This is a genomic window from Streptomyces mirabilis, from assembly GCF_039503195.1.
Classification (GTDB): Bacteria; Actinomycetota; Actinomycetes; order Streptomycetales; family Streptomycetaceae; genus Streptomyces; species Streptomyces mirabilis_D.
This window is the reverse complement of record NZ_JBCJKP010000001.1, coordinates 3,764,709-3,780,322: the sequence shown is the minus strand read 5'-3', so window position 1 is coordinate 3,780,322 and position 15,614 is coordinate 3,764,709. Positions and strand designations below refer to the sequence as shown.

Sequence of the window (15,614 nt, the reverse complement as noted above, 5' to 3'; positions counted from 1 at the left end):
CGGGCTCTCGGCACCCGTATCCGGCCGCCGCCAGGCTCGGAGTCATGACGACGACAACCCCCGCGGGCCCAGGTCCCGCAGCGGATTCAAGTCCTGCGACCAGTAAAGCCCCCGGCACTGACAATCGCCCCGGACGGCTGCTCGCGGTCGTGCTCACAGCCCAGTTCATGGCACTGCTAGACGTTTTCATCGTGAACGTCGCCGTGCCCACGATCGGTTCCGAACTCCACGCGTCCGGCGCCGGAATGCAGTTGGTGGTCGCCGGATACTCCATCGCGTACGCCGTACTGCTGATCACCGGCGCGCGCCTCGGTGACCTGCTCGGCCACCGCCGCGTCCACCTCGCCGGGCTCGCGCTGTTCACCGCGGCCTCGCTGGCGTGCGGACTCGCCCGGGGAACCGGGGAGTTGATCGCCTTCCGGCTGGTGCAGGGAGCCGGTGCGGCCGTGATGATTCCGCAGGTGCTCAGCCTGATCCAGCGCCACTTCACCGGCGAGGCCCGGGCCCGTGCCCTCGGCGCGTACTCCGCCGTCGTCGCGACGGGAGCCGCGGCCGGACAGGTGCTGGGCGGCGTCCTGGTCAGCGCCGACCTGCTCGGCACCGGCTGGCGGCCGGTGTTCCTGGTCAACGTGCCCGTGGGCCTCGTACTCCTGGCCGTCGGCCACCGCGTCCTGCCCCGGGACGCCCCGGGAGCCGTGGAGCGCTCACGCGGCCTCGACCTGCCGGGCCTCGGCCTGCTCGGCGCCGCCGTGTCGCTGCTCACCGTGCCGCTCGTGCTCGGTCAGGAAGAGGGCTGGCCGCTGTGGTCCTGGCTGTCGCTCGGCGCGGCCGTGGTCTTCTTCACCCTTTTCCGTCTGTACGAGTCCCGGCTCGCCCGGCGGGGTGGAGCGCCGCTGATTTCACCCCGGGTGCTGCGCCACCCCGGCATGGGCCTCGCGGTCTTCCGCCTGCTCGCGGTGATGGCGGTCAATGCGGGTTTCCTGTTCGCTCTGACCCTGCATGTCCAGGGCGGCCTCGGGTACAGCGCGCTGCGCGCCGGACTCACCTTCGCGCCGACCGCGGTGGTCTTCGGCCTGGTCGGTCTGACCTGGCGCGACTGGCCGGCCGCACTGCAAGGTGTCCTGATCCCGGTCGGCTTCGCCGTCGCCGCCGTTTCCGTGGCCTGTGTCGGAGCCGTGCTGAAGGGCGGGGGCGACGGCGGATTCTGGCTGTACGTGGCGTTCGCGGGCATGGGGACCGGTCTCGCGCTGGGCTTCAGCCCCACGCTGACCAGGGCTCTGGCCACGGTGCGGCCCGAGGACGCGGCGGACGCCAGCGGCCTGCTCGCGACGGTCGCGCAGCTCGGTCAGCTGATCGGCGTCGCGGCTTTCGGCACACTCTTCTTGAACCGACTTGAGTCACTTGGGGCTCCGGGGGCGTATACCTCTGCGGACGCGCTCCTCATGTGCACGTATGCGCTGGCCGCGACGGCCACGTCGGGTGCTGTGTCCGGACTGGTACGAAGGCGTCGCTGACCGTATTGCTCCGGCCGTGGCAGAATCAAACGGCCGGAAGGGGGCGCGGCCCGACGGGAGGGAGAAGCGATGCCTGCGAGCATCCTCGAGAAGGTCGACGATCTCCTCGATGTGGCACAGACACGTAGAAGAGCCACCCTCCTCGACTGTCCTTCCTGCGGATCGGTCCACGTCGCCCAGGTCCTCGGCGACAACGGCGGGATCTCCTACGTGTGCACGGCCTGCGGCCACAGCTGGAGCTGATCGATGGGTGCACACAGGCGGAAGTGCGATTGGTGCGGCAGTGGTACGCCGATCGTCCGCGACATGGAGCCGGTCAACCACGACTACCAGTACTGGTGCGAGGAGTGCGCGCGGGCGTTGATCATAAAAGGCGACCCGATCGAGACGTACCGCGAGCTGGAGGGCGAGCCGATCTACGGCCGGCTCCTCGACGAGCACTGCACGCTCAAACGGTTCTATTCGTTCGCCACAGCCTGACCCCGATCAGGGTCAGGAAGACGAGACCGGCTCCTTCGTAGAGGGCCGACAACGTCAACTGGGCGCCCGTCTGACGCAGTTCGAGCCGTCCCGGGCCATGTGGCACCCACCACAGCGCGTACGAGCAGAAGACCAGCGACGTACCGGCGGCGGTCACCAGTGCCGTACGGGCGGCGGCCACCTGTGCTGCGCCGACGGCGGCCGCCCGGCCGCGCGTGCCCAGGATCAGCACCATCGGCACGCACCACACCCAGTGGTGCGACCACGACACCGGGCTGATCAGCAGCGCCGTGACCGCGCAGGCGGCCACCGCCCAGGCGCGCCGCTCGCGCAGCTCCGCCGTCACGGCGACCCCGAGGCCCAGGGAGCCCGCCACGGCCGCCGTGGCGACCCACCAGAGGCCCGGCTGAGTGGTGTGCAGCAGCCGGGCCAGTGCCCCGCGCAGTGACTGGTTCGCGGTGTCCTCCACGAGCCCGACCCGACCCGTTTCGAAGACCATGCGGCTCCAGAAGCTCCATGAGTCGTAGGGCAGGGTGCAGGCCGCCAGCAGGGTTGCCCCGGCGAACGCGACGGCCGACCCGCGCACGTGCCGCAACCAGGGGCCTCCGGGGCCCCGCCGTGCGTATGCCACGACGCCGGTGACCAGCAGGAACACCGCGAAGAGCGCCGGTGTCAGCTTGATCGCCGCCGCGAGCCCGATACCCACTCCGGCCCACCGGTGCCCGGGCCGCCGCGTCAGGTCCCACAGCACCAACACGCCGAGCAGCAGATTGATCTGCCCGTAGCGCACGGTCGTCCACACCGGCTCGCACCACACGGCCGCCGCGGACGCCCACCAGACCCCCTCCACGCGCGCGTGGTCGACGAGCCGTAGCGACAGGGCCACGAACACCACAAGAAGGGCCAGATTTCCGGCCGTCGCCAGAGTCCGCATGGTCGACGTGTCCAGCAGCGTCAGCGGCGTGAACAGCAACGCCGCGAACGGCGGGTAGGTGGTCGGCAGATGGGCCTCGGTCGTACGCAGCGCGTAGAGGTCGCCGCCCGCGCGGACGGTCTCGCCCTCCGCCCGGTACACCATCAGGTCGATCATCGACACGTGCGCGGCCCGCTGTGCCCACCAGAAGGCGGCGAAGGACAACAGGCACGCCCCCAGGGCGACAGGCGCACGGTGGCGGACACGGGGGAGCGCGATCACGGTCACGAAGGCCGACACTATCCCTCATGTCCGCATTGTCCGCACAGCGCGGAATCGATTTGGTGGTCCATGGGGAGGACCGTGTAATGTTGGCGTCGCCGCCGGGGAAACCGGGCGACACGGTCGATATGCGGCTTCGCCGCATGGCCACAAGGGGCTATAGCTCAGTTGGTAGAGCGCCTGCATGGCATGCAGGAGGTCAGGAGTTCAATTCTCCTTAGCTCCACACATATTGAAGGCGGGTCACCCGGTCAGGGTGACCCGCCTTCGTCGTGTTCAGCGGCCGCTGCCGAGCGCCCGACGACCACGGCGCTGGGAGAGGACCGGAAGGTTGTTGCGGGCCGGGGCGGAGGAGCGGCTGTCCTCCTCGATGCGCAGGGCGAGCGCCGGGCAGCGGCGTACGGCCCGCAGCGCCTTCGCCTCCGCGTACCGGGGCACCTGGGCCTGTGCGACGGTGGGGAAGCCGTCGGCGCCCAGTTCGAAGACCTCGGGAAGGATGTCCGCGCACAGGCCGTGACCGCGGCACAGTGTCCAGTCGACGAAGATCTTCTGGCGGCTGGGGCCGGCCTCCTCGACCGCCTGGCCGCCGGGGATGCCGGTGGGCAGCTGGCCGCCCTCGAAGAGCGGCAGAACGCCCTCCACGGGCCTTCCGCAGCCATTGCCGAGGACGTGAGCGGCCAGGTCGTCCGTGAACGCCTTGATGGTCGACTCGATGAACATCGCCGAGCCGTCGGGATGCGAGCAGGCGCCGCGTCTTTTCACGGCCTTGGCGACCTGCTTCACGGCCTCCAGGGCGGCCGGTCCGCCGCCGTTGAGGATGTCCTCCAGGCCGCGTGCCGCGGCGGGCAGGCCTAGGTAGCAGGGACCGCACTGTCCCGCGCTCTCCTCCGCCAGCCACTGGGCCACCCGGAGAGACTCGCCCAGCGGGCACGTCTCCTGGGTGATCGGGAGGATCGCGCCGGCGCCGAGCGCGCCGCCCACCGCGTCCAGGGAGTTGCGCGAGACGATCGCCTCGTTGACCGTCGCCGCGTCCAGCCACTTGCCGTGGTAGCCGCCGGTCAGCACGCCCTGCGGCATCGGCGGGGCGCCGGCCAGCTGGAGCACGTAACGCAGCGGCACACCGGTGGGGACCTCGATCACCATGGGGCGGGCGACCGCCCCGGAGATGGTGAGCATGACGGTGCCGGGCTCGTCGTACAGACCGGTGTTGCGGTAGCGGTCGGGGCCGATACGGGCGGCGATGGCCAGCTGCGCGTACGTCTCGGCGTTCGACAGCAGGGTGGGCGCGCCGCCGACGCCGCTCTGCGACGCGCTGATCTTGCGACCCGGCGGGATGGCCGGGCCGCCGTCGATGGAGCGGATGAGCGAAGCGGCCGCTCCGGTCACCATCCGCACCGGATTGCGTTGCACGCGCGCGCGGAGCGGCGATCCGCGCCGGTCGCTGAGGCCGCGCTCGGCCAGCGCGGCCTCCATGGACCGCTGGGTCGACTCGCGGGTCACCCCGATGACCAGGGTGCGGGCACCCATGGCCTCCGCGGCCAGCAGGGCGCCGTCCAGGATGAGGTGCGGGGCACGGTTGATGAGCACCGTGTCCTTGCGGCAGGCGGGTTCGTCCTCACTTCCATTGACGACCACGACGGGTCGGATGCCCTTGCTGATGGCCGACTCGGCGACCGAGCGCAGTTTCTTGGCGAAGGGGAAGCCCGCGCCGCCGCGGCCCTTCAGGCCGATCGCCTCGGCGAGGCCCGCGAGCTGTTCACCGCCCATCGGCTCGAGCGGCCCGTGCACCTTGAGGTGCATGGGCAGATCGAGCCGTTCAACCAGGTCGAAGCCCGACGTGAGCTGCGGAAGCCCGACGACGCGGACCTCCGGGACGTCGGGCAGGGCCTCGTTCACTTAAAGCCTCCGGAAGGGGCGTTCCATGGTTCACCGGAGCCAGGAGCGTCGAAGGCGCCCGGCAGTACGTCAGTCGTGGGACCGCTGTCGTACGTGTCGTTGGTGTTGTACGTACCGAAGGCGGGGTTCGTCTCACCGTTGTTGTACACATCACTCGTGCCGTACCCACCGGTGGCCGAATTGTCATAGACGGGGATGTTGTATCCCGTGTCGGCGAGCGGGTCGTACGCGGAGCGGGGCGCCTCACCGACCGGCGGCGGCGAGGGGATGGGCCAACTGCCCGACGTGCTGCCACCGGCGTCGGCGCGGGGGAACGTCTCCGTCGGCTGCATGTTCATGGGCATCTGGACGCGCTCGGTCGGGGCCGCGCCTGCGGGGTTCGCGCCGGGCGTGCCCGAGACGGCGCGGTAGGCAGCCGCGAAACCGGACGTGGCGTCCGTGGCGGCGGGGTCGGCCGGGGTCTGGTACAGCGACTGCTCGGGGGACGGCGTGCGCTGCGGGGGTACGAAGGGGGCGCCCGAGGACTGCTGCGCGGGGCGCGGGGCGAAGCCCGGCAGGGAGTTCTCCGCGAGGGCGGCACGGGATGCCGTCAGGTCCTCGCGGGCCATGCGGCCACCGGCGCCGCCGCCCTCGCCGAGGATCGCCAGGATCCGGTCGGCGACCTTGCGCTTGAAGGGGTGCGGAGCCGCACGCAGGGCGAGGGCCCCGCCGACCGCGACCAGGCACAGCTCGTACGACACCATGAAGAACGGCTTTGCCGCCCGTCCCGCGAAGAGACCGTGGATCAGCGCCGCGCACAGGGCCGGATACGCCAGCATGTGCATCGCGCGCCAGCGTGCCGCGACCGGTGCCGGGGCCGCGAACTGGTTGCGCAGTGCGCCGGTGATGCCTACGAAGATCATGAGCAGTCCGGCCAGGGAGCCGAGGCCGATGAGTCCGGCGCTGCCCTTGACACCCAGGCTGAAGGGGATCAGCGCGGCGATCAGGACGGTGTGGTCCAGCGCCAGTTTGATGGTGATGTGCACCAGGAGGAACGCGATCGAGCCGACGGCCGTCACTCGGTGGATGCCCTGTGCCACGATCCGCTGACGCGTGTTGAGGATGAGCCGGTCCTGGGCGATGAGGCCCCAGATGACGGAACACGTGAGGGAGACGAGCGACAGGACGCCCGCACCGAAGTTGAGGAAGTCCTGGACTCGGTTGCCTCCGGTCAGCACGACCACGGGTATGAGCAGCAGGACGGCAGCCGTCGCCACCCCGTAGGCCGAGCGGCCCGGTCGGGGAAGCGTGCTGCCACTGCGACGAGGGTTCATAGGGGGTTACTCCCAACGGTTCGGGGAAGCGGTCCCGAAGCCGAACTCTAAGTCGAGCCATACCGATGGGTACGAGGTTTGAGTTATTGCGTTGTTATCAAAGTGCGACCAGGTCCTTGTGTTGTCCCGTAGCGTCCCCTTACGCGAAGTAATATTTGAATATTGTTCAGTTTTTTTGGCGTGATTGTGACGAGCGGCACGGCGTGTCCGACCCCGTCCCAAGCTCGTCGCGGCGCGCGCGGGGGCTGCGGTACCCTGACGCCATGCGTGCCGTACGCCTTCTGCTTAGCGAGCCGCGCTGATCAGTCCCGACCACTGACGACCCGTGGTCGGCATCGGCGCGGCGTCCCCTCCTGTGCGAGGGGATTTTTCATTTCTAAGCCGCCGGCAGAGACGATCGATGGAGCTTTGAGGATCATGAGCGAGACGAACCCCGCTGCCGCCTCCGAGGTGGCAGCGCCGCACCGCTACACGGCCGCGATGGCCGCTGAGATCGAGGCACGCTGGCAGGACTTCTGGGACGCCGAGGGCACGTACGAGGCGCCGAACCCCAGCGGTGACCTGGCGGGCGACCCCGAGCTGGCCGCCAAGCCCAAGAAGTTCATCATGGACATGTTCCCGTACCCCTCGGGAGCGGGTCTGCACGTCGGCCACCCGCTGGGCTACATCGCCACCGATGTATTCGCCCGGTTCCAGCGCATGACGGGCCACAACGTCCTGCACACCCTGGGCTTCGACGCCTTCGGACTGCCCGCCGAGCAGTACGCCGTGCAGACGGGCACCCACCCGCGCGTGTCCACCGAGGCCAACATCGAGAACATGAAGGCCCAGCTGCGCGCGCTGGGCCTGGGCCACGACAAGCGCCGGTCGTTCGCCACGATCGACCCGGAGTACTACAAGTGGACCCAGTGGATCTTCCTGCAGATCTTCAACTCCTGGTACGACGACGAGGCGGACAAGGCCCGTCCGATCTCCGTGCTGATCGCCCAGTTCGAGAGCGGCGAGCGCGCCGTACCGAGCGTTGACGGCGCCACACGCGCGTGGAACGAGCTGACCGCCACCGAGCGCGCCGACATCCTGAGCGAGTACCGGCTGGCGTACGCCTCCGACGCGCCCGTCAACTGGTCCCCGGGTCTGGGCACGGTGCTGGCCAACGAGGAGGTCACCGCCGACGGCCGCTCCGAGCGCGGGAACTTCCCCGTCTTCAAGGCCAAGCTGCGCCAGTGGAACATGCGCATCACGGCGTACGCCGACCGGCTGCTGGACGACCTGGAGGCGCTGGACTGGCCCGAGGCGATCAAGCTGCAGCAGCGCAACTGGATCGGCCGCTCCGAGGGTGCCCGCGTCGACTTCCCGATTGACGGTGAAGCCATCACGGTCTTCACCACACGCCCGGACACCCTGTTCGGCGCCACCTACATGGTGCTGGCGCCCGAGCACCCGCTGGTCGACAAGTTCGTCCCCGAAGCCTGGCCCGAGGGCAGCCACGAGGTGTGGACCGGCGGTCACGCCACGCCCGCCGAGGCCGTCGCCGCCTACCGGGTGCAGGCCGCCTCGAAGTCCGACGTCGAACGGCAGGCCGAGGCCAAGGACAAGACCGGTGTCTTCACCGGCGCCTACGCGACCAACCCGGTCAACGGCGAGCAGGTCCCGGTCTTCATCGCCGACTACGTCCTGATGGGCTACGGCACCGGCGCGATCATGGCCGTCCCCGCCGGTGACCAGCGCGACTTCGAGTTCGCGCGCGCCTTCGAGCTGCCGATCCGCTGCATCGTCGAGCCGGTCGACGGCCGCGGCACCGACACGTCGACGTGGGAGAACGCCTTCGGGTCGTACGACGCGAAGATCATCAACTCCTCGAACGACGACATCTCGCTGGACGGCCTGGCGGTGGCCGAGGCGAAGGAGCGCATCACCGAGTGGCTGGCACGCAAGGGCATCGGTGAGGGCACCGTCAACTTCCGTCTGCGCGACTGGCTGTTCAGCCGCCAGCGCTACTGGGGCGAGCCCTTCCCGATCGTCTACGACGAGGACGGCGTCGCGCACGCGCTGCCCGAGTCGATGCTGCCCCTGGAGCTGCCGGAGGTCGAGGACTACTCGCCGCGCACCTTCGACCCGGACGACGCGAACACCTCTCCCGAGACGCCGCTGTCCCGCAACGAGGACTGGGTCAACGTCACCCTGGACCTGGGTGACGGCCGCGGCCCGCAGAAGTACCGCCGCGAGACCAACACCATGCCCAACTGGGCCGGTTCCTGCTGGTACGAGCTGCGCTACCTGGACCCGCACAACGACCAGAAGCTGGTCGACCCGGCCATCGAGCAGTACTGGATGGGTCCGCGCGAGGGCCAGCCGCACGGTGGCGTCGACCTGTACGTCGGCGGCGCCGAGCACGCCGTGCTGCACCTGCTGTACGCGCGTTTCTGGTCGAAGGTGCTGTACGACCTGGGGTATGTCTCCTCGGTCGAGCCGTTCCACAAGCTGTTCAACCAGGGCATGATCCAGGCCTTCGTGTACCGCGACAGCCGTGGCATCGCGGTGCCGGCCGCCGAGGTGGAGGAGCGCGACGGCGCGTACTACTACCAGGGCGAGAAGGTCTCCCGACTGCTGGGCAAGATGGGCAAGTCCCTGAAGAACGCGGTCACTCCGGACGAGATCTGCGCCGAGTACGGCGCGGACACCCTGCGCCTGTACGAGATGGCGATGGGTCCACTGGACGTGTCGCGGCCGTGGGACACGCGCGCGGTGGTGGGCCAGTACCGGCTGCTGCAGCGGCTGTGGCGCAACGTCGTCGACGAGACCACGGGCGAGGTCACGGTCGTCGACACCCCGGCCGACGAGGACACCCTGCGGGCGCTGCACAAGGCGATCGACGGCGTGCGCCAGGACCTGGAGGGCCTGCGCTTCAACACCGCCATCGCCAAGGTCACCGAGCTGAACAACCACCTGACCAAGGTCGGCGGCCCCGTGGCGCGCACGGTCGCCGAGTCCCTGGTGCTGCTGGTCGCGCCGCTGGCCCCGCACATCGCCGAGGAGCTGTGGCGCAAGCTGGGCCACACCGACTCGGTCGTCCACCAGGACTTCCCGGTCGCCGACCCGGCGTACGTCGTGGACGAGGCGGTGACCTGCGTCGTGCAGATCAAGGGCAAGGTCAAGGCCCGCCTGGAGGTCTCCCCGTCGATCTCCGACGCGGACCTGGAGAAGATCGCGCTGGCCGACGAGAAGGTCGTCGCCGCGCTGGACGGCGCGGGCATCCGCAAGGTGATCGTCCGGGCGCCGAAGCTGGTGAACATCGTCACGGCGTAGTCGATTGCCCCGGTCCGGCACGGATGGGTGGCTTGACTAGGGGTAGTCCCCTACGGGCAGGTTCGGGGTTCTTCTGGAACTCCGGACCTGCCCGTTGCGTTTACCGTTGAAGAGCGACGCGGCGGCTGCCGCGACCGTCCGAGGAGGAGGAGCGTGGTGGAAGCCGTGATCACAGTGATCGCCCTGCTCTTCCTGCTGTTCGTGGTGCTGGGCGCATACGCCACCGTGAAGGTGATCGGCGCCGCCAAGCGCGGTGTGGACCGCACGATCTCCCAGGCCCGCCGCACGGTCGAGGACACCACCCTGCGTGCCAAGACCATCACTCAGCCGGGCCCGGCGGGGGAGATCGCCCAGCTGAGATTGACGCTGCGCACCTCGATGCGGGCCACGCAGGACGCGCTGCACTCGGGCGTGGTCGAGGACGAGTCCCTGAAGGAGTCCCTGGGGCTGTTCGAGCGGCTCAGTGTGCACGGGCGCGAGCTGGACGACGAGCTGAGGCGCCTGGAGAGCGAACCGGACAAGAGGACGCTCTCCACGCGGCTGCCCGAGCTGCGCGAGCGCACCGAACGGATCACGCAGTCCGCGGACTCACTGCGCTGGGCCGCGCGCGACCGGGCCCGCCGGTTCGCCGCCGACGACCTGGATTCGCTGAGTGAGCAGATCGACGTGGAGGCGGGCGCCCTGCGGCACTGGACGACCGAGCCGGGACCCACTGCCTCCTGGCCCGAGGCACCGGTACCGGACATGGCCACTTCCAGCGGCCAGACCTGGCCGGAGCCTCCGCAATCCCGCCCGGCCGACGAGCCGCCGCCCTCCGCGATCACCCCGCCGGTACAGCGGCCCACCTACCCCTGGCAGAAGAAACCCCGTCCCGAGAGCACGACTTGACCTGACCTGGACCGCAGGTGAAAGGGGCCGGGCTGCCGTCCGCGCTCCCCGGCAGGTAACCTCCAGCTCATGTCCCGCCATGTCGCGATCGTCACCGATTCCACGGCCTACCTGCCGCCCCGGACGATGGAGCGCCACGGCATCACCGCGGTGCCCCTGACCGTGGTTCTCGGTGATCAGGCGCTCGAAGAGGGCACCGAGATCTCGGCCCGCTCCCTGGCACAGGCACTCCAGAAGCGGCGCCCCGTCACCACGTCCCGGCCCAGCCCCGAGGACTTCGCCGCGGCCTACCGCAGGGTCGCCGAGTCGGGCGCGACCGACATCGTCTCGCTCCATCTGTCCGCCGAGCTCTCCGGTACCTACGACGCCGCCGTCATCGCGGCCCGTGAGGCCCCGGTCCCCGTGCGGGTGGTGGACACCGGGATGATCGCGATGGCCCTCGGGTTCTGCGCACTGGCCGCGGCCGAGTCCGCGGAGGCGGGGGGCACCGCCGACGAGGCGGTCACGGCCGCGGAGAAGCGGGCCGCCGGCACCTACGCGTACTTCTACGTCGACACACTCGACTATCTGCGCCGTGGCGGCCGGATCGGCGCCGCGCAGGCGCTGTTGGGCTCCGCGCTCGCGGTGAAGCCGCTGCTCCAGCTCGACGGGGGCCGGATCGAACCTCTGGAGAAGGTACGGACGGCGTCCAAGGCGATCGCCCGGCTCGAGGAGATCGTGGCCGAACGCGCGGGCAGTGCCCAGGTCGACATCGCCGTCCACCATCTCGCCGCCCCCGAGCGGGCGTCCGCACTCGCGGACCGGTTGCGGGCGCGGGTGCCGGGCGTGGTCGATCTGCATGTGAGCGAGGTCGGTGCGGTGATCGGGGCGCACACGGGCCCCGGGCTGCTGGGAGCGGTCGTCTCGCCTCGATGAGGCTGAGGAATCCGGTGGGGGCGGGGTGGGGGCGCCTGTGTCTGGTGGGACGGCTGCGTGTGCTGTGTCCACCGTGCCTGCTGGGCCTGGTGTGACTCGTGTGAGTGACGGAGTTATCCACAACTGGGTAGTTTTCCCGGAATTTGAGCAAGATCATCGCGAGGGTCGCGAGTTGCCCGATCCTCGACGCATGGCACTTCGATCACGCTCACGCACCGCCACACCGACCAGCGGCCCGGGCCGCGGCCCCGTCTCCGACGGCCGCACCCGCCATCGCCGCCATCGCTCGCCAAGCCGCGCAGACGCAGGTGTAGGCACAAACGCCGGTACGGGTACAGGTACAGGTACAGGCACGGGCACGGGTACGGATACAGGCGCCCGCGCCCGACGCCGCGATGCCTCGGCCGAGGCGCTCCGTCTGCGTGCACAGGCACTCTTCTCCGAAAGGCCCGGCACGCGAGGGGAGTTGGGGGACGGGCCGCCGGGCGTGGACCGGGATGTGGGAGGCCCAAGGGGGAGCACCTCGGCGGGGGTCGGGGTCGCCGTAGTTCGGGGAAGTGGCGGCTCTTCGCCCACCGGGGTCCTGGACCATGACGAACCGAGCCGAAGCCCAGGTGCGCGTGCGAGTGCGGGCGACCATGCCGAGCATGGCGCTCCCGCCCCCGGGGCCACGGCGGCATGGCGAGAGCGGGCCGGGCTTGCCGTGCGGGAGCGGATGCCGCTGTGGCTGCAGTCGAGGTGTGGTCTGGAGCGCAGGAGTGTGGCCGCACTCGGTGTGCTGCTCGTTGTCGCCGTGGTCTTCGCCGTGCAGCAGTTCTGGGGTGGCCGGACGCAGTCGGTGCGGGCCCCTGAGGTGGTGCGGGCAGTGGCGCCGTACGGAGGGCAGAGCGGCGCGGCGGAGCGGAAGCCGGCGGAGTCGGGAGGCGCGGGCGGGGCGCCGCCGAGCCCGGCTGGTTCGACCGGTTCGGCCGCTTCGACCGGGACCGCGATCGTGGTGGACGTCAGCGGCAAGGTGCGCAGTCCCGGGCTGCAACGACTGCCGGCCGGGTCGCGGGTCGAGGACGCGCTACGGGCCGCGGGTGGGGTGCGACCGGGTGCGAACACCGAGGGGCTCAACCGAGCCCGCCTCCTGATGGACGGCGAACAGGTTCTGGTGGGCGTCCCCGTCGGCGTGACCGGACCGGCCACGGGTGGCGGCTCCAGTGCCACGGGGATCGGCGGATCCGTTTCGGGAGCGGCTCCTTCGGGTCCCGTCTCCCTCAACACGGCCACCGTGGACCAGCTCGACACCCTGCCGGGCGTCGGCCCCGTTCTCGCGCGACACATCATCGACTACCGCACCCAGCATGGCGGCTTCCGTTCGGTCGACGAGCTCCGCGAGGTCAATGGCATCGGCGACCGCCGGTTCTCCGATCTGCAGAAACTCGTACGGCCGTGAGCGGGCCGGCCGGGCCCTCGGCGGCGTCCGCGACCTCGTCGCCCCCTGTGCCCCCTCCGCTCCCTTCACCTCCTTCACCTCCTCCACCCCACACGACCTCACCACCGGCGGATGCGCCGGGGAGCACCCGGCACTCCCGCAGCCGCCGAGCCGTGCACGCCGCCTCGGGAAAGCGGCTCGGTACCGCCCACCCGCGCGAGGAAGGGCCGACGGATCTGCGGCTCGTGCCGCCCGCGCTCGCGGTCTGGGTGACGGCGGCGTTGACGGTGGACGCACCGCCCGGACGGGTCACGGCCGTGGTGGTGGGCTGTCTGGGCCTGGCCGGTGCGTTGTTGGCGTGGGGGCGGGCCAAGGCGCGCAGGGTGAGGGAGTACGGCGCACGACCATCCCGTGCGTGGCCGCGGGTCTCCGTCGCTGCCTCGCTGCTCTGTGTCGCGGCGGCCGCCGCCTCCGCGGGGCTGCACGGGGCGGATGCGCGCCGCGGCCCGATCCCGGCCCTGGCACGGCAGTACGCCCATGTGACCGCCGAGGTGGAGATCACCTCCGATCCACGGCTCACCCGGCCTCGGATCAAGGGGGATCACGCGGCTCCCACGGCTGTGCTGCTCGACGCGGAGGTCCGGCGAGTGACGCGGGCGGGCGGAGACGGGGCCGTGGTGGTGACGCGTACGCCGGTGCTGGTGATCGTCGACGCGAGGTCGCCGAGAGGCTCGCCGCGGCTGCCCGGCGGGCGCTCGCCCTGGCTGTCACTGCTGCCGTCCACACGGTTGCGGGTGGCCGCGCGGCTCGCCCCCGCGCTGTCGGGCGGGGACCGGATCGCGGCCGTGCTGCGCGTGCGGGGAAGCGGGCAGCCGGAGGTGGTGGGGCAGCCGTCCGGGCCGCAGCGGTTCGCCGGCCGGTTGCGCGAGGGCCTGCGGCAGGCGACCGACGGGCTGGAGGCGGACGCGCGGGCGCTGCTGCCGGGGCTGGTCGTGGGGGACACCTCACGGGTCACACCGGAGCTGGACGAGGCGTTCAAGGCGACGGATCTCACACATTTGTTGGCGGTCAGCGGCGGCAACTTCACGATCTTGCTCGCCCTGTTCGTCGGACCACCGGGTCTCGCCCCGCGCGCCGAGCGGCGTGGCCTCGCACCGAGGCTCGGTATCCCGCTGAGGGCCACCGCCCTGCTCGGTGGCGCGGTCACGCTCGGCTTCGTGATCGTGTGCCGGCCGGACCCGAGCGTGCTGCGGGCCGCGGCCTGCGGATCGATCGCGCTGCTCGCCCTCGCGACCGGCCGCCGCAGATCGTTGATCCCCGCCCTGGCCACGGCGGTACTGCTGCTGGTGCTGTACGACCCGTGGCTGTCACGGAGTTACGGCTTCCTGCTCTCCGTGCTGGCGACCGGCGCCCTGCTCACGCTCGCCCCGCGGTGGAGCGCGGCGCTCCAGAGACGCCGGATGCCGCCGCGCCTGGCCGAGGCACTGGCCGCCGCGGGCGCCGCACAGGCCCTGTGCGCGCCGGTCGTCGCGGTTCTGTCGGCCCGGGTGAGCCTGGTGGCGGTGCCGTGCAACCTGCTCGCGGAGTTCGCTGTGGCGCCGGCCACGGTGCTGGGGTTCGCGACGCTGGCGACGGCACCGGTGGTGCTGCCCGTGGCCAAGGGGCTCGCATGGTGCGCGAGTTGGCCGGCCCGGTGGATCGCCGACATCGCGCGGACCGGAGTCGCGCTGCCCGGCGGGGGAGTGGACTGGCCCGCGAGCTGGCCGGGGGCGCTGCTGCTCGCCCTGGTCACGGCGGTCGTCGTGTTCGCCGGGCGACGGCTCCTGAAGCACCCTTGGCTGAGCGGTGCCTGTGTCGTGGTGTTCCTGCTGGTCGTGGTGCAGCCGGCGCCGCTCACCAGGGTGATCACGGGATGGCCGCCGCCCGGCTGGCGGTTCGCGATGTGCGACGTGGGGCAGGGCGACGCGACGGTGCTCGCGGCGGGCGACGGCACCGCGGTGGTGGTGGACGCGGGCCCCGAGCCAGCGCTGGTCGACCACTGTCTGACCACGCTCGGCATCACCCGGATCCCGCTCGTCGTGCTGACGCATTTCCACGCCGACCATGTGGCGGGGCTGCCGGGGGTGCTGCGCGGGCGTGCGGTGGGGGCGATCGAGACGACGGGCTTCGCGGAGCCGCCCGATCAGGCCGAGTTCGTACGGAGGGAGGCGGCCGCTCGCCATATCTCGGTGACGTCGGCCGTGGCGGGTGAACGGCGGCGCATCGGCAGTCTCGACTGGCAGGTGCTGTGGCCGCCACCGAGCCCGGCGCCCACCCCGGACGGGCCGAACGACGCCAGCGTCGCCCTCGTCGTACGGTCGGCGGGGCTGCGGCTGCTGTTGCTCGGCGACCTCGAACCGCCGGCGCAGCAGGCGCTGCTGCGATCACCGGCGGCCGGGGAGCTGACGGCCGTGGACGTGCTCAAGGTCGCCCATCACGGCTCGGCCTACCAGAACCCGGAGCTCATACGGAGGGTGGCCCCGCGACTGGCCCTGATCTCGTGCGGCAGGGACAACCCGTACGGGCATCCCGCGCCCAGCACGGTCGCGGCGCTGCGTGCCGGGGGTGCCGTGGTGCTGCGGACGGACAAGGACGGGGCGCTGGCCGTCGTCGGTGCGGGCGGAGGGCTGAGCGTGGCGAGAGACTGAGGG

General features: G+C 71.1%; 10 protein-coding genes and 1 tRNA gene. 8 read left to right on the top strand and 3 right to left on the bottom strand.

Going from position 1 to position 15,614, the window contains the following annotated elements; all coding sequences use genetic code 11:
- Positions 1-44: 44 nt before the first annotated feature.
- Positions 45-1,514, top strand: a complete 1,470-nt coding sequence (locus tag AAFF41_RS17730) for an MFS transporter (RefSeq protein ID WP_415925814.1) — start codon at positions 45-47, stop codon at positions 1,512-1,514.
- A gap of 246 nt (positions 1,515-1,760) precedes the next feature.
- Positions 1,761-1,994 (top strand): hypothetical protein, encoded by a 234-nt coding sequence (locus AAFF41_RS17725; RefSeq protein WP_010986886.1) that lies wholly within the window; start codon positions 1,761-1,763, stop codon positions 1,992-1,994.
- On the opposite strand, the gene AAFF41_RS17720 is transcribed toward AAFF41_RS17725, so the two are convergent.
- Positions 1,963-3,195, bottom strand: a complete 1,233-nt coding sequence (locus AAFF41_RS17720; RefSeq protein WP_343324204.1) for a glycosyltransferase 87 family protein — start codon at positions 3,193-3,195, stop codon at positions 1,963-1,965. The two genes, AAFF41_RS17725 and AAFF41_RS17720, sit on opposite strands and share 32 nt — an antisense overlap.
- A 147-nt stretch (positions 3,196-3,342) precedes the next feature.
- Between AAFF41_RS17720 and AAFF41_RS17715 the strand changes: the two genes are divergently transcribed.
- Positions 3,343-3,415: transfer RNA gene (locus tag AAFF41_RS17715), tRNA-Ala, on the top strand.
- Positions 3,416-3,465: 50 nt separating this feature from the next.
- Here AAFF41_RS17715 and AAFF41_RS17710 read toward each other — a convergent pair.
- Entirely contained in the window at positions 3,466-5,085 is a 1,620-nt protein-coding gene (locus AAFF41_RS17710; protein ID WP_319744225.1) for an NADH-ubiquinone oxidoreductase-F iron-sulfur binding region domain-containing protein, read from the bottom strand.
- Entirely contained in the window at positions 5,082-6,398 is a 1,317-nt protein-coding gene (locus AAFF41_RS17705) for a cytochrome b/b6 domain-containing protein (RefSeq protein WP_319744223.1), read from the bottom strand. Before AAFF41_RS17705 ends, AAFF41_RS17710 begins: the two co-directional genes overlap by 4 nt.
- A gap of 417 nt (positions 6,399-6,815) precedes the next feature.
- Here AAFF41_RS17705 and leuS point away from each other — a divergent pair, with 417 nt between their 5' ends.
- From leuS to AAFF41_RS17680, 5 genes are all read left to right on the top strand, one after another.
- Positions 6,816-9,704 (top strand): leucine--tRNA ligase, encoded by a 2,889-nt coding sequence (gene leuS / locus AAFF41_RS17700; protein WP_319744221.1) that lies wholly within the window; start codon positions 6,816-6,818, stop codon positions 9,702-9,704.
- A 156-nt stretch (positions 9,705-9,860) separates the two neighbouring features.
- Positions 9,861-10,592 carry a hypothetical protein gene (locus tag AAFF41_RS17695; RefSeq protein WP_319744546.1) on the top strand — a complete coding sequence of 244 codons (732 nt, stop codon included), beginning with the start codon at positions 9,861-9,863 and terminating at the stop codon, positions 10,590-10,592.
- A 69-nt stretch (positions 10,593-10,661) separates the two neighbouring features.
- Positions 10,662-11,507, top strand: a complete 846-nt coding sequence (locus AAFF41_RS17690; protein WP_319744219.1) for a DegV family protein — start codon at positions 10,662-10,664, stop codon at positions 11,505-11,507.
- 190 nt (positions 11,508-11,697) lie between these two features.
- Positions 11,698-12,945 carry a ComEA family DNA-binding protein gene (locus AAFF41_RS17685; RefSeq protein ID WP_343324203.1) on the top strand — a complete coding sequence of 416 codons (1,248 nt, stop codon included), beginning with the start codon at positions 11,698-11,700 and terminating at the stop codon, positions 12,943-12,945.
- Positions 12,946-13,097: 152 nt separating this feature from the next.
- Positions 13,098-15,611 (top strand): ComEC/Rec2 family competence protein, encoded by a 2,514-nt coding sequence (locus AAFF41_RS17680; RefSeq protein WP_319744215.1) that lies wholly within the window; start codon positions 13,098-13,100, stop codon positions 15,609-15,611.
- Positions 15,612-15,614: the final 3 nt, after the last annotated feature.

Excerpts from the sequence above, each read along its gene's own strand:
- AAFF41_RS17730 (WP_415925814.1), top strand. The coding sequence starts at position 45 with ATGACGACGACAACCCCCGCGGGCCCAGGTCCCGCAGCGGATTCAAGT.
- AAFF41_RS17725 (WP_010986886.1), top strand. The coding sequence starts at position 1,761 with ATGGGTGCACACAGGCGGAAGTGCGATTGGTGCGGCAGTGGTACGCCG.
- AAFF41_RS17705 (WP_319744223.1), bottom strand. The coding sequence starts at position 6,398 with ATGAACCCTCGTCGCAGTGGCAGCACGCTTCCCCGACCGGGCCGCTCG.
- leuS (WP_319744221.1), top strand. The coding sequence starts at position 6,816 with ATGAGCGAGACGAACCCCGCTGCCGCCTCCGAGGTGGCAGCGCCGCAC.
- AAFF41_RS17690 (WP_319744219.1), top strand. The coding sequence starts at position 10,662 with ATGTCCCGCCATGTCGCGATCGTCACCGATTCCACGGCCTACCTGCCG.
- AAFF41_RS17685 (WP_343324203.1), top strand. The coding sequence starts at position 11,698 with ATGGCACTTCGATCACGCTCACGCACCGCCACACCGACCAGCGGCCCG.